Origin of the sequence: Ottowia sp., assembly GCF_035444425.1 — a bacterium.
Classification (GTDB): domain Bacteria; phylum Pseudomonadota; class Gammaproteobacteria; order Burkholderiales; family Burkholderiaceae_C; genus Ottowia.
The window spans coordinates 37,404-59,380 of the sequence record NZ_DAOMOQ010000001.1 but is presented as its reverse complement, the minus strand read 5'-3'; the positions used below and the strand labels follow the sequence as shown (position 1 = coordinate 59,380).

General features: G+C 69.3%; 23 protein-coding genes. 15 read left to right on the top strand and 8 right to left on the bottom strand.

Annotated features, from left to right (window positions below):
• Positions 1-71: 71 nt before the first annotated feature.
• The gene (rpsO, locus tag PK606_RS00300; RefSeq protein ID WP_324559363.1) at positions 72-338 is read right to left on the bottom strand and encodes a 30S ribosomal protein S15; all 267 of its coding nucleotides are present in this window, start codon (positions 336-338) and stop codon (positions 72-74) included.
• A gap of 181 nt (positions 339-519) precedes the next feature.
• Positions 520-1,686, bottom strand: a complete 1,167-nt coding sequence (locus tag PK606_RS00295) for a pyridoxal phosphate-dependent aminotransferase (RefSeq protein ID WP_324559361.1) — start codon at positions 1,684-1,686, stop codon at positions 520-522.
• A gap of 118 nt (positions 1,687-1,804) precedes the next feature.
• Here PK606_RS00295 and PK606_RS00290 point away from each other — a divergent pair, with 118 nt between their 5' ends.
• Positions 1,805-2,074: a hypothetical protein gene (locus PK606_RS00290; protein ID WP_324559359.1), complete on the top strand. Its 270-nt coding sequence runs from the start codon at positions 1,805-1,807 to the stop codon at positions 2,072-2,074.
• Positions 2,075-2,134: 60 nt separating this feature from the next.
• Here the strand turns inward: PK606_RS00290 and speE are convergent, their stop codons facing one another.
• The gene (speE, locus tag PK606_RS00285; RefSeq protein ID WP_324559357.1) at positions 2,135-3,103 is read right to left on the bottom strand and encodes a polyamine aminopropyltransferase; all 969 of its coding nucleotides are present in this window, start codon (positions 3,101-3,103) and stop codon (positions 2,135-2,137) included.
• Positions 3,100-3,468: an adenosylmethionine decarboxylase gene (speD, locus tag PK606_RS00280; RefSeq protein WP_502920764.1), complete on the bottom strand. Its 369-nt coding sequence runs from the start codon at positions 3,466-3,468 to the stop codon at positions 3,100-3,102. The genes speE and speD overlap by 4 nt, the downstream gene beginning before the upstream one ends.
• Before the next feature lie 651 nt (positions 3,469-4,119).
• On the opposite strand from speD, the gene PK606_RS00275 reads away from it, so the two are divergent.
• From PK606_RS00275 to PK606_RS00250, 6 genes are all read left to right on the top strand, one after another.
• Positions 4,120-7,041 carry a monovalent cation/H+ antiporter subunit A gene (locus PK606_RS00275; RefSeq protein ID WP_324559353.1) on the top strand — a complete coding sequence of 974 codons (2,922 nt, stop codon included), beginning with the start codon at positions 4,120-4,122 and terminating at the stop codon, positions 7,039-7,041.
• Between the two features lie 178 nt (positions 7,042-7,219).
• Positions 7,220-7,621, top strand: a complete 402-nt coding sequence (locus PK606_RS00270) for a Na+/H+ antiporter subunit C (protein WP_324559351.1) — start codon at positions 7,220-7,222, stop codon at positions 7,619-7,621.
• Positions 7,618-9,324, top strand: a complete 1,707-nt coding sequence (locus tag PK606_RS00265) for a monovalent cation/H+ antiporter subunit D (RefSeq protein WP_324559349.1) — start codon at positions 7,618-7,620, stop codon at positions 9,322-9,324. The genes PK606_RS00270 and PK606_RS00265 overlap by 4 nt, the downstream gene beginning before the upstream one ends.
• Entirely contained in the window at positions 9,321-9,815 is a 495-nt protein-coding gene (locus tag PK606_RS00260; RefSeq protein WP_324559347.1) for a Na+/H+ antiporter subunit E, read from the top strand. The genes PK606_RS00265 and PK606_RS00260 overlap by 4 nt, the downstream gene beginning before the upstream one ends.
• A complete protein-coding gene (locus PK606_RS00255; protein WP_324559345.1) occupies positions 9,812-10,090 on the top strand; it encodes a K+/H+ antiporter subunit F in 279 nt (92 codons plus the stop codon). The genes PK606_RS00260 and PK606_RS00255 overlap by 4 nt, the downstream gene beginning before the upstream one ends.
• Positions 10,090-10,470, top strand: a complete 381-nt coding sequence (locus tag PK606_RS00250; RefSeq protein WP_324559343.1) for a Na+/H+ antiporter subunit G — start codon at positions 10,090-10,092, stop codon at positions 10,468-10,470. Before PK606_RS00255 ends, PK606_RS00250 begins: the two co-directional genes overlap by 1 nt.
• Positions 10,471-10,498: 28 nt before the next feature.
• Here PK606_RS00250 and PK606_RS00245 read toward each other — a convergent pair whose 3' ends face one another.
• The 3 genes from PK606_RS00245 to PK606_RS00235 form a co-directional block, all read right to left on the bottom strand.
• Entirely contained in the window at positions 10,499-11,779 is a 1,281-nt protein-coding gene (locus tag PK606_RS00245) for a branched-chain amino acid ABC transporter substrate-binding protein (RefSeq protein WP_324559341.1), read from the bottom strand.
• Between the two features lie 248 nt (positions 11,780-12,027).
• Positions 12,028-13,074, bottom strand: coding sequence for a tRNA (adenosine(37)-N6)-threonylcarbamoyltransferase complex transferase subunit TsaD (gene tsaD / locus PK606_RS00240; protein WP_324559339.1), 1,047 nt, complete (start codon positions 13,072-13,074; stop codon positions 12,028-12,030).
• A 47-nt stretch (positions 13,075-13,121) separates the two neighbouring features.
• Positions 13,122-13,562 carry a CBS domain-containing protein gene (locus PK606_RS00235; protein WP_324559338.1) on the bottom strand — a complete coding sequence of 147 codons (441 nt, stop codon included), beginning with the start codon at positions 13,560-13,562 and terminating at the stop codon, positions 13,122-13,124.
• Between the two features lie 202 nt (positions 13,563-13,764).
• Here PK606_RS00235 and PK606_RS00230 point away from each other — a divergent pair, with 202 nt between their 5' ends.
• Positions 13,765-14,460 carry a substrate-binding domain-containing protein gene (locus PK606_RS00230; protein ID WP_324559336.1) on the top strand — a complete coding sequence of 232 codons (696 nt, stop codon included), beginning with the start codon at positions 13,765-13,767 and terminating at the stop codon, positions 14,458-14,460.
• Positions 14,461-14,485: 25 nt separating this feature from the next.
• Here PK606_RS00230 and PK606_RS00225 read toward each other — a convergent pair whose 3' ends face one another.
• Positions 14,486-15,433: a LysR family transcriptional regulator gene (locus PK606_RS00225; protein WP_324559334.1), complete on the bottom strand. Its 948-nt coding sequence runs from the start codon at positions 15,431-15,433 to the stop codon at positions 14,486-14,488.
• A gap of 129 nt (positions 15,434-15,562) precedes the next feature.
• Between PK606_RS00225 and PK606_RS00220 the strand changes: the two genes are divergently transcribed.
• From PK606_RS00220 to PK606_RS00190, 7 genes are all read left to right on the top strand, one after another.
• A complete protein-coding gene (locus PK606_RS00220; protein WP_324559332.1) occupies positions 15,563-16,564 on the top strand; it encodes a Bug family tripartite tricarboxylate transporter substrate binding protein in 1,002 nt (333 codons plus the stop codon).
• Positions 16,564-17,760, top strand: a complete 1,197-nt coding sequence (locus PK606_RS00215) for an amidohydrolase (RefSeq protein WP_324559330.1) — start codon at positions 16,564-16,566, stop codon at positions 17,758-17,760. The genes PK606_RS00220 and PK606_RS00215 overlap by 1 nt, the downstream gene beginning before the upstream one ends.
• A 242-nt stretch (positions 17,761-18,002) precedes the next feature.
• On the top strand, positions 18,003-18,950 hold the full coding sequence (ybiB, locus tag PK606_RS00210) for a DNA-binding protein YbiB (protein WP_324559328.1): 948 nt from the start codon (positions 18,003-18,005) through the stop codon (positions 18,948-18,950).
• Positions 18,947-19,729, top strand: coding sequence for a uroporphyrinogen-III C-methyltransferase (cobA, locus tag PK606_RS00205; RefSeq protein WP_324559326.1), 783 nt, complete (start codon positions 18,947-18,949; stop codon positions 19,727-19,729). Before ybiB ends, cobA begins: the two co-directional genes overlap by 4 nt.
• 41 nt (positions 19,730-19,770) lie before the next feature.
• Positions 19,771-21,060 carry a BaiN/RdsA family NAD(P)/FAD-dependent oxidoreductase gene (locus tag PK606_RS00200; protein ID WP_324559324.1) on the top strand — a complete coding sequence of 430 codons (1,290 nt, stop codon included), beginning with the start codon at positions 19,771-19,773 and terminating at the stop codon, positions 21,058-21,060.
• Positions 21,061-21,214: 154 nt separating this feature from the next.
• A complete protein-coding gene (rpsU, locus tag PK606_RS00195; protein WP_324559322.1) occupies positions 21,215-21,427 on the top strand; it encodes a 30S ribosomal protein S21 in 213 nt (70 codons plus the stop codon).
• Between the two features lie 95 nt (positions 21,428-21,522).
• Positions 21,523-21,969: a GatB/YqeY domain-containing protein gene (locus PK606_RS00190; protein WP_324559320.1), complete on the top strand. Its 447-nt coding sequence runs from the start codon at positions 21,523-21,525 to the stop codon at positions 21,967-21,969.
• Positions 21,970-21,977: the final 8 nt, after the last annotated feature.

Here is a 21,977-nt window from a genome sequence, read left to right as displayed (position 1 = left end):
TCCGGATGGGAAAACGACAAAAACGCCTGAGCCCTGGGAACAGGCGTCAGGCGTTCGCGGTGGACATGCGCTTACTTGCGCAGGCCCAGTTTCTGGATCAGGGCAACGTAGCGCTCGGCATCCTTGCCCTTGAGGTAATCCAGCAGCTTGCGGCGGCGGCTGACCATGCGCAGCAGGCCGCGACGGCCATGGTGGTCCTTGGCGTGGTCCTTGAAATGCGGCGTCAGCTCGTTGATGCGAGCGGTCAGCAGCGCAACCTGGACTTCCGGGCTGCCGGTGTCATTGGCGGCGCGTGCGTTGTCCTTGACGACAACGGCCTTGTTCTCTTTCGAGATCATGTTTTCAATCCTCGTTCCATATGGTTTGACTTGCGTGGCGCGCCGGAACTGCACGCCACGTGCGCCTTGCAATAGGCAAAGCCTTGGAATTATAGCCTGGCGGCGTGCCTCGATCACCTGTCTCGGCCACGCCAACCAGCTCGACCCGATCCGAGCGCCCTGAAGCGCGGCCGATGCGGCACTAGCCGTGACGCGCCAGCCAGTTGGCCAGGCGTTCCACGCCCTGCCCCAGCCGCGCCACGTCCTTCGACGCGAAGCACCAGCGCAGCCAGCGTTCGGACTCGGGTGCGAAGGCGATGCCCGGCGCCAGACCCAGGCCGGCTTCGACCACCAGCCGCTTGGCCAGTTGCAGCGAGTCGCCGTGGCCGTCGATGCGCAGGAAGGCATACATGCCGCCGGGTGCGGCGCTGGTGTGCACACCAGAGTGCGCCTGCAGCAGCGGCACCAGGGTGTCTCGGCAGCGCCGCAGGTGCGTGACGACGCGTGGCGTGATCGACTCGGTCTGCGCCAGCGCAGCCAGCCCGCCGCGCTGCACGAACACGGGCGCGCAGGAGGTGTTGAATTCCAGCAGCTTGCCCACCTGCGGCGTCATGTCGGGCGGCATGACGAGGTAGCCGAGCCGCCAGCCGGTCATCAGGAAGGCCTTGGAAAAGCTCTGCACCACCACCAGCCGGTCTTCCGGCTCGGCGATGTCGAGAAAGCTGGGCGCCGCGCCGCTCGCCGTATCGCCACGGTAGTACAGGCGCTCGTAGACCTCATCCGAAAGAATCCAGGTACCGGTCTCGCGGCAGCGCGTCAGGATGCTTTCCTGCTCTGCTTTCGAGAGCGTCCAGCCGGTCGGGTTGTTGGGTGAATTGAGCACCAGCAGTTTCGTGCCGCGTGTGATCGCGGCCAGCAGGCGCGGCAGATCGAGCTGCCAGGCGCCATCGGCGTCAGGCTCGAGCGCCTCACAGTGCAGGTCGGCGCCCAGGATGCGCGGCTGCGCGGTCAGGTTCGGCCAGACGGGCGTGACGACGACGACGCGGTCGCCGGCGTCGATCAGCGCCTGCATGGCGACGATCAGCGCGTTGACGCCGCCCGAGGTGATGCCGATCCGCTCGGCCAGCACGTCGCCGTGCAGGCGGCTGGTGTAGCTGGCCACGGCGGCGCGCAGCTCGGGCAGGCCGAGGTTGTGCGCATAGAAGGTTTCGCCCGCCTGCAGCGATGCGATGCCGGCCGCCCGCACCGACTCGGGCGTCACCTCATCGCTTTCGCCGAACCAGAACGGCAACACATCGCTGCGCCCCATGCCGGCGTTGGCGACTTCGCGGATCTTCGACTCTTCCAGACTCAAAATGGCTTGACGCATGGTCTGCCGCCCCATCTAATGCCCATCACTGAAGTCGCAAGCATCGCATAGAACAAGGCGCGTGCTGGCCTGGTGCACCTGATGCACTGGTACCGGCAGGCTCATCAGGGAGGTCGACATGCGCACGCTTCATCGTCTGCTCACCGCATTCGCCTGCGGGCTCGGGCTGCTGACCATGGCGCCGACCGCCGACGCCGGGCCCGCCTCCAAGCCAGGCAGCAAACCGAGCACCAGAGCCGGCGCGAAACGGGTCAAGCCGGCGGGTCCCAAGGTGACCTACGCCAACGGCGACAGCGAGGCGCAGCGCCAGCGACGCGAGGAAGCGCGCTTGCGACGCGAATGCAAGGGCCGGCCGAACGCGGGCGCGTGTCTCGGCTACACGCGCTGACGGTCAGCTCAAGGGCGCACCACCGCCGCGCACCGCGGCAAGAGCTGGTCGATCAGTCGCTCAGGCGATCTTCAGCTGTGGCGCCTCACCCTCCTGGGCGATCTCGTCCAGGCTGTCACCGTCGACGATGATGTCGGCCGGCTGCGCCAGCAGCCGCTGCACGAAGGGTGGCAGGCTCAGCAGCGCATGGTGCATGGCGCCGCTGTAGAGCTTGAGGTCACCGATGGCGTGGCGCGTCAGCCGTGCGTCCACCTCGGCCGCCGGCAGCGCCAGCGGATCGGCCTGGTCGGATGCCATCGCCATGCCCCACCAGGTGCCGTACAAGGGCACGTACTGCAGGTACGGCCGCACCATGCCGAACACGCTGCGCAGCGTCGCCACGATGCGCGCCATGCTGGCCGCGCGGTGGATCGGCGACTGGATGTGCAGTGACACCACCCCGCCGGGTCGCAGCGCGCGCCGGCAGGCCTGATAGAACTCGCGCGTGTACAGGGCCACGGCGGGGCCGAAAGGGTCGGTCAGGTCGAGCACGATCTGGTCGAACTCGGCTTCGCAGCCCTCGATGAAGGCGCGGCCATCGCCGAGGCGAATGTCCAGGCGCGGGTCGTCGAAGGCGCCGCGATGCACCGCCGGCAGCCACTCGCGCGCCATGTCGATGACCTCGCGGTCGAGTTCGGCCAGCACCACGCGCTGCATGCCGGGATAGCGCAGCAGGTTGTGCGCCGAACCGCCATCGCCACCACCGACGATCAACGCCTGCCGCACCTCGCCGTGCGTGATGGCGGGCAGGTGGATCATCGGCTCGTGGTAGAAGAACTCGTCGCGCTCCGAGGTCATGAAGCAGCCGTCGATGCGCATGGCGCGGCCGAAGCGCGGTGTCTGCACGATCTCGATGTGCTGCTCGGCCGAACGGCGCTCGGCCAGCAGGCCGGTGGTGCGCACGTAGAAGCCGAAGTCGGACGACAGCTGCTCGACGGCGAACTCGGCCGCCCCGCCGTCCGGCGGGGGCGTCGGTGCCGGCGCGCTCATGCGCGCACGACGCGGTGCAGGTGCGGATCGACCGGCTGGAACGCCTGCATCAGCGTCTCGAACAGACGCTCGGCCTTTTCGGAGTTGTCGCAGCTGTAGCTGCACACGTAGACGTCGAGCGTCACGTAGTCGTCCTCCGGCCAGGTGTGCAGGGCCAGGTGCGACTCGGCCAGCACCACGGCGCCGGTCACGCCCTCGCCCTCGCCGAAGCTGTGGAACAGGCTGCCGACAGTGGTCAGGCCGGCATCCGCCACGGCCTGTTTGCAGAAGGCTTCCAGATGGGCGGCATCGACCATCAGGCGCTCATCGCCACGGCAACCATAGAGGTCGCCGATCAGGTGCAGGCCCGGCGCCTGGCGCGGCATCGGCTTGGTGGCGCGCAGCGAGGCGCGCGAGGCAATGGCGGGGCTGGGGGAATCAGCGTGAGGAAGAACGCGCATGACACATCTCCACGATCAAGGTGGCCAACAGGACGCGCACCGATACCACCGGCGCCCGCCACGGAAACCGCTGACCGGAACCCTGCCCGAAGGCCTGAATCCGCGCGGAAACGAAAGTCCGCCTCCCCGCAGTACCCCCCTCACAATGAGGCAGCCTGCGATAGAGGCGGAAGATGGCCGGATGCAAGCACCCGACAGCCCGCCATTATAACCCTGTCGCAGGTGTTTATGTCAAGAAGTCATTAAGGTTTGCCGAATCAATCACGCAACCACACGAAACCGGGTCATCGGCGCGCACCCGTGGCCAGCGCGGCAAGGATCAAGAGGCCGCCAGACCGGCCTCGCCCTGCATCGAACCAGTGCCCGGCCAGTGCGCGAACGCGCAGGTCGACGCTCACATTTCACGAGCACATCCGGCATGAACTTCGCCGCGTGGACACGCTCCGTGACTGTTATCATGAATCTTCGTCCCAACCGGCGGCGGCATGGCTTGCCGCCCGTTGTTGAACGGTCGTTTCCGCCGCCGATTCCGGCGACGTCCTGATCAGCCTGCTGTTCTCGCCTGTTTCCCACCAGATGGATCTGGTCTATCTGCTGCTGCTGCCTTTCGCCGGGAGCCTGGTCGCTGCCCTGATGCCGACGCACGCCCGCACGGCGGCGGCGGTGTGGGCAGCGCTGGTATCGACCGCCGCCGCGGTCTGGGTGGCGTGGCTGTTTCCGCAATTGCAGGCCGACGCGGTGCTGCGCGAGGAATACCGCTGGATTCCCTCGGCCGGCATCAACCTGGTGGTGCGCATGGACGGCTTCGCCTGGATGTTCGCCATGCTGGTGACCGGCATCGGCACCTTGGTCGCCATCTACGCGCGCTACTACATGTCGAAGAACGACCCGGTGCCGCGCTTCTTCTCGTTCTTCCTGGCCTTCATGGGTGCCATGCTGGGCGTGGTGCTGTCGGGCAACCTGGTGCAGATCGCCTTCTTCTGGGAACTGACCAGCCTGTTCTCGTTCCTGCTGATCGGCTACTGGCACCACCGCAAGGACGCGCGGCGCGGCGCCCGCTTGGCGCTCACAATCACGGCCGCCGGCGGGCTGGCCCTGCTGGCCGGCGTGCTGATGCTGGGGCACATCGTCGGCAGCTACGACCTCGACGCGGTGCTGGCCGCCGGCGAGCGCATCCGCGCGCACGAGCTGTACACGATCATGCTGGTGCTGGTGCTGCTGGGCGCGCTGACCAAGAGCGCGCAGTTCCCGTTCCACGTCTGGCTGCCGCGCGCGATGGCGGCGCCGACGCCGGTGTCGGCCTACCTGCACTCGGCCACCATGGTGAAGGCCGGCGTGTTCCTGCTGGCGCGGCTGTGGCCGGCGCTGTCGGGCACGCCGGAATGGTTCTGGATCGTCACCGGCGCCGGCGTCATCACGCTGGTGCTGGGCGCCTACATCGCCATGTTCCAGACCGACCTGAAGGGGTTGCTGGCGTACTCGACCATCAGCCACCTGGGCCTGATCACCCTGCTGCTGGGGTTGAACCGCGACCTGGCGGCGGTGGCGGCGGTGTTCCACATCATGAACCACGCGACCTTCAAGGCCTCGCTGTTCATGGCCGCCGGCGTCATCGACCACGAGACCGGAACGCGCGACGTGCGCCGGCTGTCGGGCCTGCGCAAGGCGATGCCGATCACCGGCACGCTGGCCTTCGTCGCCAGCGCGGCGATGGCGGGCGTGCCGCTGCTGAACGGCTTCCTGTCGAAGGAGATGTTCTTCGCCGAAACCGTCGACCTGAGCGCGATGCCCTGGCTCGACATCGGCCTGCCGATCGCCGCCACCGTGGCCGGCATCTTCGGTGTCGTGTACTCGCTGCGCTTTTCGGTCGACGTGTTCTTCGGGCCGCCGGCGCACGATCTGCCGCTGGAACCGAAAGAGCCAGTGCGCTGGATGCGCGTGCCGATCGAGATCCTGGTGCTGCTGTGCCTGGTGGTCGGCATGCTGCCGCAGTGGTCGATCGGCCCGGCGCTCGACCTGGCGGCGCGGCCGGTGGTGGGCGGCACCATGCCGTATTTCAGCCTGGCCGTGTGGCACGGCTTCAACAAGCCGCTGATCATGAGCACGATCGCGCTGATCGGCGGCATCACGCTGTTCCTGCTGCTGCACCGCGGGCTGGAAAGCGGGCGCATCGACCGCGTGCCGCTGCTGCAGGGCATCGACGGCGAGCGCGTGTTCCACAGCCTGCTGTACCGGCTCGACCGCGGCGCACGCCGCACGCTGACGCTGCTGTCGACCTACCGGCTGCAGCCGCAGATGCTGCTGACGGTGCTGGTGGCCATCGCGCTGGCCGGCGGTGCGCTGTGGCGCGGCGGCGTCAGCGGCGGCGACCGCGCGCGCGTGCCGGGCAGCTTCGAGTTCGCCCTGCTGTGGGTGCTGGGATGCGTGTGCGCCCTGGCCACCGCGCACCAGGCCAAGTTCCACCGGCTGGCGGCGCTGATCATGATCAGCGCGGTCGGCCTGGCGGTGAGCCTCACGTTCCTGTGGTTCTCGGCACCGGACCTGGCGCTGACGCAGCTCACGGTGGAAGTCGTCACCACCATCCTGTTCCTGCTTGGCCTGCGCTGGCTGCCCAAGCGCATGCAGCGCGAGGCGCCGCGCCTGCAGCCGAAGGTCTACCTGCGGCGCGGGCGCGATCTGCTGGTGGCGATCGCCGCCGGCCTCGGCATGGCGGCGCTGGCCTACGCCATGATGACGCGCGCCGCGCCGCAGAGCATCTCGCCCTTCTTCATCGACCGCGCGCTGCCCGAGGGCGGCGGCACCAACGTGGTGAACGTGATGCTGGTCGATTTCCGCGGCTTCGACACCATGGGGGAAATCACGGTGCTGGGCATCGTCGGCCTGACGGTATACGCGCTGCTGCGCCGCTTCCGGCCGCCGCGCGAGACGGTGCAGCTGCCGCCGCAGCAGCGCGCGGTGCCGCCCGACCTGGTCAGCGACCTGATCAACCCGCGCACGGCGCAGGACACGGCGCTCGGCTACGCCCTGGTGCCGGCGGTGCTGGTGCGCCTGCTGCTGCCGATCGCCGCGCTGATCTCGATGTATTTCTTCATGCGCGGGCACAACCTGCCGGGCGGCGGCTTCGTCGCCGGGTTGGTGCTGTCGATCGCCTTCATCACCCAGTACATGGTGGCCGGCACGCACTGGGTCGAGGCGCACCTGCAACTCGGCGTGGTGCGCTGGATCGCGGTCGGGCTGCTGCTGGCGCTCGGCACCGGCCTGGGCGCCCTGTGGTTCGGCTTTCCGTTCCTGACCTCGCACACGGCGCACTTCACGCTGCCCTGGCTGGGCGAGATCCACGTCGCCAGCGCGCTGTTCTTCGACGCCGGCGTATTCGCCACGGTGGTCGGCGCCACGCTGCTGATCCTGACCGCGCTGGCGCACCAGTCGGTGCGGGGTCACCGGCGCGCGCCGGAGAAGACCGTCACCGCCACCACCGGTCCGCGGGAGGTGGACTAGGCATGGGGCACCTCCCTGAGTCGCTCACATGCCTTCCCTCCTCTCCTGCGGGAGGAGGGACACAGCCAGTGCCCGGCGCAGGTCCGGGCACGGCTGTCGCTGGCATGGCCTGCTCCGCGGCCCTCTGTATCGTGGCCGGGGTTGCACAGCTGAGCACGGCCAGGAAGGAGGTCGGCGCATGGAAATGATCCTGGCGATTGCCATCGGCGTGCTGGGCGGTTCCGGCGTCTGGCTGGTGTTGCGCCCGCGCACCTTCCAGGTGCTGATGGGCCTGGCCATGCTGTCGTACGCGGTCAACCTGTTCATCTTCGCCATGGGCAGCCTGTCGCTCGACAAGGAGCCGATCGTGCTGCCCGGCCTGGTGCCGAACCTGGAGAACTACACCGACCCGCTGCCGCAGGCGCTGGTGCTGACCGCGATCGTGATCGGCTTCGCCACCACGGCGCTGTTCCTGGTGGTGCTGCTGGCCTCGCGCGGCCTGTCGGACACCGACCACGTCGATGGCGAGGAGCCCGACGACGGCACCGCCCTGCTGCCGCGCCCGACCGCGTACGCCGACTCGTCGGAGGCCAGGCCGTGAGCTTCACGAGCCTGGTCGAGTGGGCGATGCCGCACCTGGTGGTGCTGCCGGTGCTGCTGCCGATGGCGACTGCCGCCATCATGCTGCTGCTGGGCGACACGCGCCGGCCGCTCAAGGCCGTCATCAACGTGCTGTCATGCCTGCTCGGCGTGGTGATGGCGATCGGCCTGGTGGTCTGGGTGCAGCACGGCGGCGAGGTGCAGGCGGTGGGCGTGTACCTGCCGGCCAACTGGCCGATCCCCTACGGCATCGTGCTGGTGGCCGACCGCCTGTCGGCCATGATGGTGCTGCTGAGCAGCGTGCTGGGCCTGACCGCGGTGCTCTACGCCAGCGCCCGCTGGCACAAGGCCGGCGTGCATTTCCACCCGCTGTTCCAGCTGCAGCTGATGGGCCTGTACGGCGCCTTCCTGACGGCCGACCTGTTCAACCTGTTCGTGTTCTTCGAGATCATGCTGACGGCCTCCTACGGCCTGCTGCTGCATGGTTCCGGCTGGGCACGCGTGCGCTCGGGACTGCACTACATCGCCATGAACCTGCTGGCGTCGAGCATGTTCCTGATCGGCGTCGCCATGCTGTACGGCGTCACCGGGACGCTGAACATGGCCGACATGGCGATCATGGTGCCGGCGATTCCCGAGAACGACCGCGGCCTGCTGCACGCCGGCGCAGCCATCCTGTCGGTGGCCTTCCTGGTCAAGGCGGCGGCCTGGCCGCTGAACTTCTGGCTGCCCTCGGCCTACTCGGCCGCCAGCACGCCGGTGGCGGCGCTGTTTGCCGTCATGACCAAGCTGGGCGTGTACGCGATCCTGCGGGTGTGGACGCTGCTGTTTCCGCAGGAGGCCGGCGTGTCGGCGCTGTTCGGCGGGCCGGTGCTGGTCGGGCTCGGCCTGCTGACGCTGGCCTTCGGCGCCATCGGCATCATGGCGACCCAGCATCTGGGCCGCATGGCAGCGTTCAGCGCCATCCTGTCGTCCGGCACGCTGCTGGCGGCGCTCGGCTTCGGCCAGCCCGCCGTCACCGGAGGCGCGCTGTACTACATCCTGGGCTCGACGCTGGCGATCAGCGCGTTCTTCCTGCTGGTCGAACTGGTCGACCGCACGCGCGAGGTCGAGGAAACGCCGCTGTACGTCAGCGAGATCGAACCCGACGACCCGTTCGCCTTTCCGGTCGACCTGCTGCCGGTACGCGACGTCAACCTGGACGACGACGAACAGGCCCTGATCGGCCGCGCGATTCCGGCCGCGATGGCCTTTCTAGGCCTGGCCTTCATCGTCTGCGCGCTCACCATCGCCGGGCTGCCGCCGATGGCCGGCTTCGTCGGCAAGGTGGTGATGCTGTCGGCGCTGCTGAATCCGGCCGGCTTCGGCGAGAGCGCCACCGTGTCGGTCGCCGCCTGGGTGCTGCTGGCGCTGCTGGTGATCAGCGGCCTGCTGGCCACCATCGCCATGTCGCGCGCCGGCGTGCGCTACTTCTGGGCCACGCACGACCGCCCGGTGCCGCGCCTGCGCATCATCGAGACGCTGCCGATCGGCGCCCTGCTGCTGCTGGTCGGCGCGCTGGTGTGGCAGGCCGACGCGGTGCTGCGCTACGTCAACGCCACCGCGCGCGGCCTGCACGATCCGAAGGAGTACATCGGCACCGTGATGTCGGCCAAGCCGGTGCCCTCGCCCAACGCCAGCGGCGAAGGAGGCCTGCGCCGATGATCAAGCGCCTGCTGCCGTGGCCGCTGCTGACGCTGTCGCTGATCGTCATGTGGCTGGTGCTGAACCGCTCGCTCGGTCTCGGCCAGATCATCCTCGCGGTCATCTTCGGCATCGGCGCGCCCGCGCTGCTGGCGCCGCTGCGCCCGGCGCGCCCGCGCGTGCGGCACCCGCTGACGGTGATCCGCCTGATCCTGGCGGTGGGCCACGACGTCGTCGAATCGACCATCGCCGTGTTCCTGGGCGTGCTGCGCGAACGGCGCCAGCCGGTCAGGAGCGCTTTCGTCATCATCCCGCTGGAGTTGCGCGACCCCACCGCGCTGGCCTCGCTGACCATGATCACCACCGTGGTGCCGGGCACGGTGTGGTGCGAACTGGCGCGCGACAGCAGTGCGATGATGCTGCATGTCTGGGACGTGCCCGACGAAGCCGAGTTCATCACCTTCTTCAAGCGGCGCTACGAACAGCCCCTGATACGCATCTTCGAATCATGAGCCCCCTGCTTTCCGGCGTCATCACGTTCACCCTGGGTGCCTACGGCGTCGCCATCCTGATCGCGCTGTGGCGCATGCTGCGCGGCCCCACGGCGCAGGACCGCGTGCTGGCGCTGGACCTGATCTACATCATCGGCATGCTGATCGCGCTGGTGGTCGGCATCCGCTACACCTCCGACGTGTACTTTGCCGCCGCGCTGCTGATCGCCCTGTTCGGCTTCGTCAGCTCAGCCGCCATGGGCAAGTTCCTGCTGCGCGGAGAAGTGATCGAGTGATGAGCGCCGACACCCTGCCCTTCTGGGTCGAGATCATCGTCGCGGCGCTGCTGATCCTGAGCGCCGTGCTGACGCTGGGAGCGTCCTGGGGCCTGATCCGGATGCGGAACTTCTTCCAACGCATGCACCCGCCGGCGCTGGCCTACGTGGGCGCATCCTGGTGCGTGACCTTCGCGTCAATCATCTACTTCTCGGCGCGCAGCCAGGGCCTGCAGCTGCACGTCTGGCTAATCATCATCCTGCTGTCGATCACGGTGCCGGTGACCGCCGTGCTGCTGAGCCGCGCGGCGCTGTTCCGCGGCCGGCAGGTCGGCCAGCCGGGCATGCCGCCGGCGCTGCACCCCAGGACGGCGCCGCCGGCAAACGACGGCGGCCGCTGACGTTTTTGGCGCGCGCCTGCGGCGCGCTTCAATCCAGCCGCGCCATCCGGCAGCCGTGCGGCATGGCGGCGCCGTCGGCGCTGAGCTGCCGCACCACGCGGAAGCCGTAGCCCGAGCCCTCGACATCGAACGCCACGCCGGGCGTTCCCACGCGATCCATCACGCCCACCGCCAGCGGCTGCTGGAACTGGTGATCCGCCGCGCGCATGCGGCCGCGCTGGCCGGCCAGCGTGACGTCGGCGCGCTCCAGTTGCAGCGCCACCGCGCGTGGCTCGGTGCCGCCGGCGCGCTCGATGGCCTGTGCCAGCGCCTCGATCAGCAGCTGCATGCGCAGGTGCACGTAGTCGTCCTGCGGGCGCGGGAAGCGCTCGCGGAACGACTTGTAGAACGCCGCGCTCTCGGCCGTCGGCACATTGGGCAACCAGTCGGCCACCGCCACCACCTTGCCGATGCCGGCCTCGCCGATCGCCGCCGGCGCGCCCAGGGCGTTGCCGTAGAAGGTATAGAAGCGGCCCTCGAAACCGACGTCGCGCGCGGCCTTGATCAGCAGCGTCAGGTCGTTGCCCCAGTTGCCGGTCAGCACCGCCTGCGCGCCGCTGTTGCGGATCTTGGTGGCGTAGGGCAGGAAGTCCTTGATGCGGCCGATCGGGTGCAACTCCTCGCCCGCGATCACCACGTCCGGCCGCTGCTGGCCAAGCTGGCGCTTGGCCTCGCGCAGCACGGCGTGGCCGAAGCTGTAGTCCTGGCCGATCAGGTAGATGCGCCCCAGTTGCGCGTCCTCGCGCATCAGCTCCATCAGTGCCGTCATGCGCATGTCGGCGTGGGCGTCGAAACGGAAATGCCAGAAGCTGCACAGCTCGTTGGTGAGGATCGGATCGACCGCCGAGTAGTTGAGGAACAGCACCCGGCGCGCCGGTTCACGCTCGTTGTGCTTGTTGATGGCGTCGATCAGCGCCGCCGCCACCGCCGAGGAGTTGCCCTGCAGCACGAACTGGATGCCGGCGTCGATGGCGGCGCGCAGCATCGACAGCGACTCCTCGACCTGGCCCTTGTTGTCGAAGCGCTCGAGCTGCAGCAGGCGCCGCCCCTGCGCCGTCGGCACGCCACCACGCGCATTCACGCGCTCGATGGCCCAGCCCAGGTTGCGGAACACCGCCTCGCCGGTGTTGGCGAACGGGCCACTGAGCGATTCGATCAATGCCAGCTTGATCGGGGCGCTGCTGCCGCCTTGTGCGCCGGCCAGCAGCGGCAGGCTGCCCAGCAAGGACAGGGACGCGCGCAACAGCGCGCGGCGGGATGGGAACGTCATGGGAAAAACTCCAGAAAACAGCTTGAATGCGACAGGCCGGCACCAGACCGCGCGTTTGGCCGCGCCCGATCAGGCGTGGCACGCAGTTGCCGGCAGGATGCAATGAAGCGCTTGGTGGCGTGACCGGGAACCGGCCACGTTGTGGACCAGGAGGTCGGCACCGCGCTCAGGCAAGCTGCGATGGTAACGCGCGGCGTGCGGGCGTCGAGATACCAGGTGCCGGTGATCCGGTTTCGGCTTGATCGGCCTCAAGCCGTCGCCAGCTGATCCAGCGGCCAGCGCGGCTTGACGTCGAAGGCGTAGTCGGCGCGCGGCGCCTCGGCACCGGCCTGGATCCGCATCGCGGCCGCCAGCGCGATCATGGCGCCGTTGTCGGTGCACAAGTCGAATTCCGGGTAATGCACGCGCACGCCTTGCGCCGCGCAGGCGGCGCCCAGCTGCTCGCGCAGGCGCGCATTGGCGCCGACGCCGCCCGCCACCACCAGACGCTCCAGGCCGGTCCGGGCCAGCGCCGCCAGCGATTTCTTCACCAGCACGTCGACGATGGCGGCCTGGGTGCTGGCCGCCAGGTCGGCGCGCATCAGCTCGCAGGGTGCGCTCTCCAGCCTGCGCGCCTGCGTCAGCACCGCGGTCTTCAGGCCGGCAAAGGAGAAGTCCAGGTCGCCGCTGTGCAGCAGGGGACGCGGCAGCTTGTAGGCGCTGTCGTCGCCGTATTCCGCCAGCCGCGCCAGCGCCGGCCCGCCGGGATAACCGAGCCCGAGCAGCTTGGCCGACTTGTCGAAGGCCTCGCCCGCGGCGTCGTCGATAGTCTCGCCCAGCAGCGTGTAGCGGCCGACGCCGTCGACGCGCATCAGCTGCGTGTGGCCGCCGCTCACCAGCAGCGCGACGAAGGGAAATTCGGGCGGATCGGCGCTGAGGAACGGCGACAGCAGATGCCCCTCCAGATGGTGCACGCCCAGCACCGGCTTGGCCAGCGCCGCACCGAGCGCGCATGCGACACCGGCGCCGACCAGCAGCGCACCGGCCAGGCCGGGACCGCGCGTATAGGCCACGACGTCGATGCCCGACGAGGTCAGTCCAGCCTGCTCCAGCACCTGTCCTGTCAGCGGCAGCACGCGCCGGATGTGATCGCGGCTGGCCAGTTCCGGCACCACGCCGCCGTAGTCGGCGTGCATGGCCGCCTGGGTGTGCAGCGCCTGCGCCAGCAACCCGGGCACGCCGCCGTCGCGCGTGCGCACCAGCGCGACGCCGGTTTCATCGCAGGAAGATTCGATGCCAAGAACCACCACAGACATGGTTCGACATTATCCGCGCCGGCCTCGGGCGGCGCGCCGGCGGCGGCTCAACCCATGCTGCCGGCGATGTAGTTTTCCAGCTGCTCGATGATGAAGCGCTGCTCCTGCAGCTCCGCGTTCACCAGGTCACCGATCGACACCAGGCCGATCAGTTCACCGCCATCGACCACCGGCAGGTGGCGCATGCGGCCCTTGGTGATGATGCCCAGGCATTCCTGCACGGTCTGGCGCGGGCTGACCACGTACAGGCGCGCGGTCATCACGTCCATCAGCAGCGTGTCGGCCGACGACAATCCCTGCAGCACCAGCTTGCGCGCGTAGTCGCGCTCGGTGAAGATGCCCAGCAGCGCATCGCCCTGCACCACCAGCACCGAACCGATCTGGCGATCGAACATGATCTGCAGGGCATCGCGCACCGTGGCGGTGGGCGGCAAGGTGGCCAGCGTGGCATCTTTTCTGGCCGACAGGATATCCGCGACTGTCAACATGACGACCTCCTCCAGGCTAGGTGAACGCGTTCGAGCATGTATCCTGCCACAACCGGGCGCCTGCGGGCTACTGTCGTTACCGCAGCTCACGCCACACCCGGGATCGGCCGGCGTCCCTGCTCATGTCGCTGCGGCCTTCAAGCCAGCACAATCATGGCTTGATACCGGTTCCGCCACTGTTGCAAGACCTGAAGAAGCACCCATGACCGCGCCTGCGCTCCGCATGATTTCCTCCATGGCCACCAAGAAGGTGCTGACCGAACTGATCGCCCTGTACGCGCAGCAGCCAGCCGGCGCGGCGGTGGCGCTGGAATCGGTCGGCGGTGTCGATGCGGCCAGGCGCGTCGCCACCGGTGAAGCCTTCGACGCCGTCGTGCTCGGCGCCGACGCGCTCGACCGGCTGGTGGCCGACGGCCACGTGCGCGCAGGCAGCCGCATCGACATCGTGCGCTCGGACGTCGCCGTGGCGGTGCGTGCCGGCAGCCCGCACCCCGACCTGGGCAGCGAGGCGGCCGTCCGGCAGGCGGTGCTGGCCGCAGGCAGCGTCGGCTATTCGACCGGACCCAGCGGCGTGGCGCTGGCCCGGCTGTTCGAGCGCTGGGGCATCGCCGACGCGGTCAACGCCAAGCTGGTAACGCCCCCGCCCGGCGTCCCGGTCGGCTCGCTGGTCGCCAGCGGCGAGGTGGCACTCGGCTTCCAGCAACTGAGCGAGCTGATGCACCTGAGCGGCATCGACGTCGTCGGTCCGCTGCCTGACGCGATCCAGATCACCACCGTGTTCGCCGGCGGCGTCGCGACAGCCTCGCAGCAAGCTGACGCGGTGGCGGCCTTGCTGGCCTTCATGGCCTCGCCGCAGACCAGCGACATCAAGCGCGCCAACGGGATGGATCAGGCCTGAGCGCCGGCATCATGGACGCGGCGCTTCAAGGCCCCGCTTCCGCACCACGCAGCAGCTCGATCAGCGCGTCGCCGACGGGCACCGGCGAGGCATCGGCCACCCATGCGACGCCGATGGCCGGCAAGGGTACCTGCAGCGTGGTGTCGAGGCGCACGCCGAGTCCCCAGTCACAGATGAAGCGCGCCAGGCTGGCCGGCGCCAGCACCAGCGTCTGCTGGTCGGCCAGCACCTCGACCAGCACCGACTGCGATGACGTCGAGATCGGATGAACCCGCATCGGCGTCATCGACGCAGCAAACAGCTGGTCGAGTGCCTGCCGGGCCTCGATGCCGACAGGCGGCAGCAGCCAGGGGCAAGCCGCCAGATCGGCCAACGCCAGCCGCGACTTGCGGGTGAGCGGGTGGCGCACGCCGCACAGCACCACCGCCTCATCCTGCAGCAGCGCCTCGAAGCGGATGCGCGCCGGTACCGCGCGCGGCTGGCGCAGCAGGGCCAGGTCCAGGCGGCCACCGAGCAGGTGCTGCAGCAGTTGTTCGCCGGTTTCCTCCACCACCTCGACGCGCCATTGCGGCTGGCGCTGCAGCAGCCGCGTCAGCTGGCGCGCCAGCAGGGCCGCCACGGCCGGCAGCGTGCCGACCCGCAGCAGTCCGCTGGCGCCGTCACGCACCGCCGCCATGGTTTCGGCCGTGGACTGCACCGCCTGCAGGATATTGCGCACCAGCGGCAGCACCGAGGCGGTCACCGCCGTGGCGCGCATGCCGCGCGCATGCCGCTCGAACAAGCCCATGCCGAGCAGGCGCTCAAGCTCGGCCATGGCCTGCGTGGCGGCGGGCTGGCTCATGCCCACCGCCTCGGCGGCGCGCACGAGGCTGCCCTCCTCGGCCACCGCTACCAGCAACTGCAGATGCCGCAGGCGGGCCCGGGCCGCCAGGCGGGCGTACAGCACGTGCGGCGGCGGCAGCGGTGAGCTCACGGTGGCATCGGCAGCAAGCTATTTGTCTTGCTTATATCACTCCGTATTTTCTATTTGTGTTTCAAGGTGCGATTCCCGAACAATGCCCGGCACGCGTTCACATCGCTTCATCACGCAGGAGACACCAGCATGACCCAGACACCCGCCTTCCCGTCCCGCCGCCGCTTCGCCCGCTGCATGCTCGCGCTGGCCGCCGCCGCGACATCCTTCACCGCCGTCGCGCAGGCCAACTATCCGACCCGCCCCATCACCCTGGTGGTGCCGTTCGCCGCCGGCGGCGCCACCGACATCGTGGCCCGCATCGTGGCCGACAAGATGCGCTCGATCGGCCAGAGCGTGGTGGTCGACAACAAGGCCGGCGCCGGCGGCATGATCGGCGCGCAGGCAGTGGCCAAGGCCAAGCCCGACGGCTACACCATCGGCATGGGCACCGTGAGCACGCTGGCGGTGAACCCGGTGCTGCTGAAGTCCTACAAGATGGACCCGGCCAAGGACTTCGCACCGATCACGGCCCTGGTCGTCATCCCCACCGTGGTGTCCGCGGGCGCCGGTTTTCCGGTCAAGAACTTCGACGGCTTCCTGGCCGAGGTGCGCAAGCAGCCGGACCACTACAACGCCGGCTCTCCTGGCATCGGCTCGATCGGGCACCTGGTCATCGAGGCCATGAACGAGGACCTGAAGATCCAGCTGCGCCACATCCCCTACAAGGGTATGGGCCCGGCCATCACCAGCGCGCTGAGCGGCGAGACCCAGGTACTGAGCGACCAGTACCCGTCGTCGGCATCGCACATCAAGGCCGGCAAGCTGACGCCGCTGTTCGTGGGCGCCAACGCGCGCCTGCCCGAACTGCCGCAGGTGCCCACGCTGAAGGAACTGGGCTACCCGGAGCTGAATGAACTGGCCATCACCTGGTTCGGCCTGGTTGCGCCGGCCGGAACGCCAGCCGAGATCGTCAGCAAGCTCAACGCCGCCGCTGTCGCCGCGCTCAAGGATCCGGCCACGCAGGCCAGGCTGAAGGACCTGAACGCGCAGACCGTCGGCAACACGCCGGAAGCCTTCGGCCAGATGATCGCGCAGGCCGGCGAGCGCGTGCGCCGCATCGCCCAGTCGCGCAAGATCGAGGCCGAGTGATGGCCGGCGACCCCCACCCGCTGGCGCAGCGAATCGAGGCGCTGGCGCGCACCCAGCACCCGCGCGTGGTGGGCTGGCGCCGCACCATGCACCGGCAGCCGGAGCTGTCGTTCCAGGAGCGGGAGACGGTCAGGTTCCTGCTGGCCGAGCTCGCCCAGGTCGACTGCCTGGAGATCGAGCGGCCTACCGATACCAGCATCGTCGCCCGCCTGCGCGGCGGCCGACCGGGCCCTACGCTGGCCATCCGGGCCGACATCGACGCCCTGCCGATCCAGGACGGCAAGCACTGCGACTACCGCTCGCAGGTGCCCGGCGTGATGCACGCCTGCGGCCATGACGGCCATGCGGCGATGCTGCTGGGCAGCGTGCACCTGCTGTCGGCGCTGCGCAACGAGTTGCCTGGCGAGGTGCGCTTCTTCTTCCAGCACGCCGAGGAGCAGCACCCCGGCGGCGCCGCCGAGATGGTCGAGGCCGGCGTGATGAACGGCGTCGACCGCATCATCGCCGCCCACGTCATATCAACCCAGGACACCGGCGGCATCGTGGTGCGCGACGGCCCCGCCTTCGCCAGCTCGGACCGCTTCGTGCTGCGCGTGCTCGGCAAGGGCGGCCACGCGGCCAATCCGGACCGCTGCATCGACCCGGTGTTCGTCGGCGCGCAGATCGTCGCCAACCTGCAGGCCATCGTCGCGCGCAACACCGACGCGCACGACGCGCTGATCATCTCGGTGACGCGCTTCCACGCCGGCGAAGCCTTCAACGTGATTCCGGACGGCGCCGAACTGGGCGGCTCGGTGCGCTGCTTCTCGGATGCCGTGCGCCGGCGGGCACCCGAGCTGATCCGCCGCATCGCCGATGGCGTGGCCGGCGCCCACGGCGCCCGCTGCGAGCTGGACTACGTGCTCGGCTACGCTCCGGTCGTCAACGACGCGGGCGTGGCCGGTGCGCTACGCCACATGATCGAGCGCGACATGCCGGCGCTGCAGGTGCGCGAGATGAATCCGATGCCGAACAGCGAGGATTTCGGCGCCTTCCTCCAGCACGCTCCCGGCGCCTACGCCCTGATCGGCGCGCGCAGCGCCGCCAAGGGCATCTGCCATCCGCACCACCATCCGATGTTCGATTTCGACGAGGATGCCCTGCTGCACGGCGTGCAGCTGTTCAGCAACGCGCCGTTCACCCTGAACGGCGCCTGAGCGCTGCGCCGGCCAGCCAAGGACACCCGGCCGCGCGCCCGACGGCGCGGCTCGGCGTCGAACATGCCAAGCCGCCCACCATCGGCTTCGGTCGACCCGCGTCGAATCCGCACCGCCCGATCCGTTGCAAGGAGGCGACCGAGCGGCCTGGACGCTGCCACACACGTCCAATCCCCCGTCAACTGGTTTATTCTTGACGCCTGTCAATTGAGCTCGGCCCAACCCCCAACACAATCCAGCCCATGGCCATCAGCCAGTACATCAAGGACATTGGCCGCGGTGCCGATGGCGCGCGCGCGTTGTCACGCACCGCCGCGTGCGACCTGCTGGGGCAAGTCCTCGACGGCGCCTGCACCGACCTGGAGATCGGCGCCTTTTGCGTCGCCATGCGCATCAAGGGCGAGACCACGGAGGAAATGGCCGGGTTCCTCGACGCGCTGGACGCCCGCATCACCAAGCTGCCGGCCAGCCCGCGCCCGGTGGTCGTGCTGCCGAGCTACAACGGCGCCCGCAAGCTGCCGGTGCTGACGCCCCTGCTGGCGCGGCTGCTGGCGCGCGAAGGCCTGCCGGTGCTGATCCACGGCTGCGCCACAGAGGACCGCCGCGTCAGCACCCAGCAGGTGCTGGCCGAAGCTGGCCAGCTGCCGCAGCCGGCCAGCCAGTCGATCCCGTGCGGCAGCGTGCACTTCGTCCGCACCGAGAGCCTGCACCCGGGCCTTGCGCGCCTGCTCGAGGTGCGCCGCGCCATCGGGCTGCGCAACCCGGCGCACAGCCTGGTCAAGCTGATGAACCCGGTGGCCGGCCCGGCCCTGGTGGTGGGCAGCTACACGCACCCCGAATACGCGGCGTCGATGGCCGCCACCTTCCAGTCGATGGGCACGGCGGCGCTGTTGCTGCGCGGCACCGAGGGCGAGCCGGTGGCCGATGCGCGGCGCACCCCGCGCATGGAGCTGTTCATGCACGGTCGCACGCGCTGCGTGCAGGAAGCGCAGTCCGGCCCCCTGGGCGCCCTGCCCGCGCTGCCGACCGCCATCGACGCCCGCAGCACCCACGAATACATCGAGGCCGTGATGGCGGGCACGAGTCCCGTTCCCGAGCCGATCGCGCGGCAGGTCCGGCACATCGTGCAGGCCTGCCGCAGCATGGAAGCCGAAGGCGCTGCGATCCGCTCGCAGCGGTTAGCCGCATGAACACCTCCATCCGCAAGCAGGGACAGGTCACCTTGGTCGGTGCCGGGCCCGGCGACCCCGAATTGCTCACCATCAAGGCGGTGCGCGCGATCCAGTCGGCCAGCGTGATCCTGGTCGACGACCTGGTCGGCGAAGGCGTGCTGAGCCACGCCCGGCCGGGCGCACGCATCATCTACGTCGGCAAGCGCGGCGGCTGCAAGAGCACGCCGCAGTCGACCATCGAGCAGCTGATGCTGGACGCCGCGCGCGCCGGCGAGAACGTGGTGCGGCTCAAGGGTGGCGATCCGTTCATCTTCGGCCGCGGCGGCGAGGAAGTCGAGAGCCTGCGCCGCATCGGCATCGAACCGGTCGTCATCAGCGGCATCACCGCCGGCCTGGCCGGCATCACCAGCCTGGGCGCGCCGCTGACGCACCGCGAGTACGCGCAGGGCGTGGTGTTCGTCACCGGCCATCCGCAGAAGGACGGCCCCGGCGTCGACTGGGTGCGCCTGGGCGAGGCGGCGCGCGAGCTGCGGCTGACGCTGGTGATCTACATGGGCATCAGCAGCGCGGCACGCATCCAGGCTGGCCTGCTGGCGGCGCTGCCGGGCGAAACCCCGGTGGCGGTGATCCAGCGCGCCACCTTGCCGGCGCAGCGCCAGTGCATCACCTGCCTGGCGGATCTGCGCGACAGCCTGGCCGCCTGCGGTATCGGCAGCCCGGCCGTGATGGTGGTCGGCGACGTGGTGCGCGGCGTCGCGGCGATGCATGCGCAGCCGATGCTGGCCGACGTCGCCTGAAAACGCGCCAGACCCACATCAACCAGGGCCCGGACAGCGCCGTGCGGCGCTTCGACGCGATCATCCTCGGCGCCGGCGCCGCCGGCCTGTTCTGCGCCGCGCAGGCCGGGCAACACGGCCTGCGCGTGCTGCTGATCGACCATTTCGATCGCGTGGCCGAGAAAGTGCGCATCTCCGGTGGCGGACGGGCCAACTTCACCAACCGCGAACTCGATCCGGCCGCGCCACACAAGCACTTCATCGGCCGCAACCCGGCCTTCTGCCGCTCGGCGCTGGCGCGCTTCACGCCGGCGGATTTCACGGCCCTGCTGGACCGGCATGGCATCGGCTACCACGAGAAGCACAAGGGCCAGCTGTTCTGTGACCGCTCCGCCGATGACCTGATCGGCCTGCTGCTGGCCGAATGCGACGCCGCCCAAAGCGCCGGCGGCCTAGTGGAACGCTGGCAGCCGTGCCGCGTGCAGCGGGTGGAGTATGGCACCGCCGCCGACGACGACCCGGCACAGTCGTCAGCGTCCTACCGGATCACGACCGAGCGCGGCCTGGTCGAAACGCCCGCACTGGTGGTGGCCACCGGCGGCCTGTCGATCCCGAAGATCGGCGCCAGCGGTCTCGGCTTCGAGCTGGCGCGCCAGTTCGGCCTCAAGCTGACCGACACGCGGCCGGGCCTGGTGCCGCTGACCTTCGATGGCGCGGCCTGGGCGCCCTATGCCCAGCTGGCCGGGCTGTCGCTGCCGGTGCGCATCACCATCGGTGACAAGCCGCGGCGCGTGGACTTCCATGAGGACCTGCTGTTCACCCACCGCGGCCTGTCGGGGCCGGCGGTGCTGCAGATTTCCAGCTACTGGCGGCCCGGCACGCCGATCCTGATCGACCTGGCGCCGGACGTGGATCTGGCGGCCGAGCTGCTGGCGGCCAAGGCGCGCTCGCGCCGGCTGATCGCGCGCGAACTGGCGGCCTGGCTGCCACAGCGGCTGGCCGAGGCCTGGGTGGCGCAGGACGCGGCCTGGCAACGCCCGATCAACGAAGCATCGGACAAGGCCTTGCAGCGGCTGGCGGAGTGCCTGCAGCGCTGGGCGCTGACGCCCACCGGCACCGAAGGCTACCGCAAGGCCGAGGTCACCGTGGGCGGCGTCGACACGCGCGGGCTGTCGTCGCAGACCATGGAGGCCAGGACCCGGCCCGGGCTGTACTTCATCGGCGAGGTGGTGGACGTGACGGGCTGGCTGGGCGGCTACAACTTCCAGTGGGCCTGGGCCAGCGCCCACGCCTGCGCGGCAGCCTTGGGTATGCGTCACCGCAGCTTGCCGACTGCTCAGGAAAGCCTATAATGGCAGGCTTTGCTGGCAAACGCCCCGCCGGCCATACTAGTTCAATGCGCGGGGCAACACTTGCGGCGCATGGCGATGAACCACCGCGTGGACGGGGCCTGATCTACCCCGGATTCACCGCATCACCCGCTGGCCGCGTATACATGGAAACTGAATGACGACGATCCGAGTCAAAGAAAACGAGCCGTTCGACGTGGCGCTGCGCCGCTTCCGGCGCACCATCGAGAAGCTGGGCCTGCTGACCGAACTGCGCGCACGCGAGTTCTACGAGAAGCCCACCGCCGAGCGCAAGCGCAAGAAGGCCGCTGCCGTCAAGCGCCACCACAAGCGCGTGCGCAGCCAGCAGCTGCCCAAGAAGCTCTACTGAGTTTCGGCTCGGGAAACCGCAGTGATTGCCGTTTCCCCCATTCCAAAGGCTCGCCGGGGACGCTCAGCGAGCTTTTGTCGTTTCTGGAGAACACCATGAGCCTGAAAGAGCAGATCACCGAAGACATGAAAGCCGCCATGCGCGCCAGGGACTCCGAGCGTCTGGGCACCATCCGCCTGCTGCAGGCGGCGATGAAGCAAAGGGAAGTCGATGAGCGCATCACGCTGGATGATGCAGCGGTGATCGCCATCGTCGACAAGCTGATCAAGCAGCGCCGGGACAGCATCACCGCCTTCAGCCAGGCCGGCCGCCAGGACCTGGTGGACCAGGAAAGCGCCGAGTTGAAAGTGCTCGAAGCCTACCTGCCGGCACGCCTGTCGGCCGAGGAGATCGCCGCCGAGGTCAAGCGCATCGTCAGCGAGTTGGGCGCCGGCGGTCCTGGTGACATGGGCAAGGTGATGGGCGTGGTCAAGCAGCGCCTGGCGGGCAAGGCCGACATGGGTGTGGTCAGCGCGGCGGTGAAGGCAGCGCTGACGGGCTGATCGGCGCA

Coding starts and splice junctions, on each gene's coding strand:
- rpsO (WP_324559363.1), bottom strand. CDS start 338: ATGATCTCGAAAGAGAACAAGGCCGTTGTCGTCAAGGACAACGCACGC.
- PK606_RS00295 (WP_324559361.1), bottom strand. CDS start 1,686: ATGCGTCAAGCCATTTTGAGTCTGGAAGAGTCGAAGATCCGCGAAGTC.
- PK606_RS00290 (WP_324559359.1), top strand. CDS start 1,805: ATGCGCACGCTTCATCGTCTGCTCACCGCATTCGCCTGCGGGCTCGGG.
- speE (WP_324559357.1), bottom strand. CDS start 3,103: ATGAGCGCGCCGGCACCGACGCCCCCGCCGGACGGCGGGGCGGCCGAG.
- speD (WP_502920764.1), bottom strand. CDS start 3,468: ATGCCGCGCCAGGCGCCGGGCCTGCACCTGATCGGCGACCTCTATGGT.
- PK606_RS00275 (WP_324559353.1), top strand. CDS start 4,120: ATGGATCTGGTCTATCTGCTGCTGCTGCCTTTCGCCGGGAGCCTGGTC.
- PK606_RS00270 (WP_324559351.1), top strand. CDS start 7,220: ATGGAAATGATCCTGGCGATTGCCATCGGCGTGCTGGGCGGTTCCGGC.
- PK606_RS00260 (WP_324559347.1), top strand. CDS start 9,321: ATGATCAAGCGCCTGCTGCCGTGGCCGCTGCTGACGCTGTCGCTGATC.
- PK606_RS00255 (WP_324559345.1), top strand. CDS start 9,812: ATGAGCCCCCTGCTTTCCGGCGTCATCACGTTCACCCTGGGTGCCTAC.
- PK606_RS00250 (WP_324559343.1), top strand. CDS start 10,090: ATGAGCGCCGACACCCTGCCCTTCTGGGTCGAGATCATCGTCGCGGCG.
- PK606_RS00245 (WP_324559341.1), bottom strand. CDS start 11,779: ATGACGTTCCCATCCCGCCGCGCGCTGTTGCGCGCGTCCCTGTCCTTG.
- tsaD (WP_324559339.1), bottom strand. CDS start 13,074: ATGTCTGTGGTGGTTCTTGGCATCGAATCTTCCTGCGATGAAACCGGC.
- PK606_RS00235 (WP_324559338.1), bottom strand. CDS start 13,562: ATGTTGACAGTCGCGGATATCCTGTCGGCCAGAAAAGATGCCACGCTG.
- PK606_RS00230 (WP_324559336.1), top strand. CDS start 13,765: ATGACCGCGCCTGCGCTCCGCATGATTTCCTCCATGGCCACCAAGAAG.
- PK606_RS00220 (WP_324559332.1), top strand. CDS start 15,563: ATGACCCAGACACCCGCCTTCCCGTCCCGCCGCCGCTTCGCCCGCTGC.
- PK606_RS00215 (WP_324559330.1), top strand. CDS start 16,564: ATGGCCGGCGACCCCCACCCGCTGGCGCAGCGAATCGAGGCGCTGGCG.
- ybiB (WP_324559328.1), top strand. CDS start 18,003: ATGGCCATCAGCCAGTACATCAAGGACATTGGCCGCGGTGCCGATGGC.
- cobA (WP_324559326.1), top strand. CDS start 18,947: ATGAACACCTCCATCCGCAAGCAGGGACAGGTCACCTTGGTCGGTGCC.
- rpsU (WP_324559322.1), top strand. CDS start 21,215: ATGACGACGATCCGAGTCAAAGAAAACGAGCCGTTCGACGTGGCGCTG.
- PK606_RS00190 (WP_324559320.1), top strand. CDS start 21,523: ATGAGCCTGAAAGAGCAGATCACCGAAGACATGAAAGCCGCCATGCGC.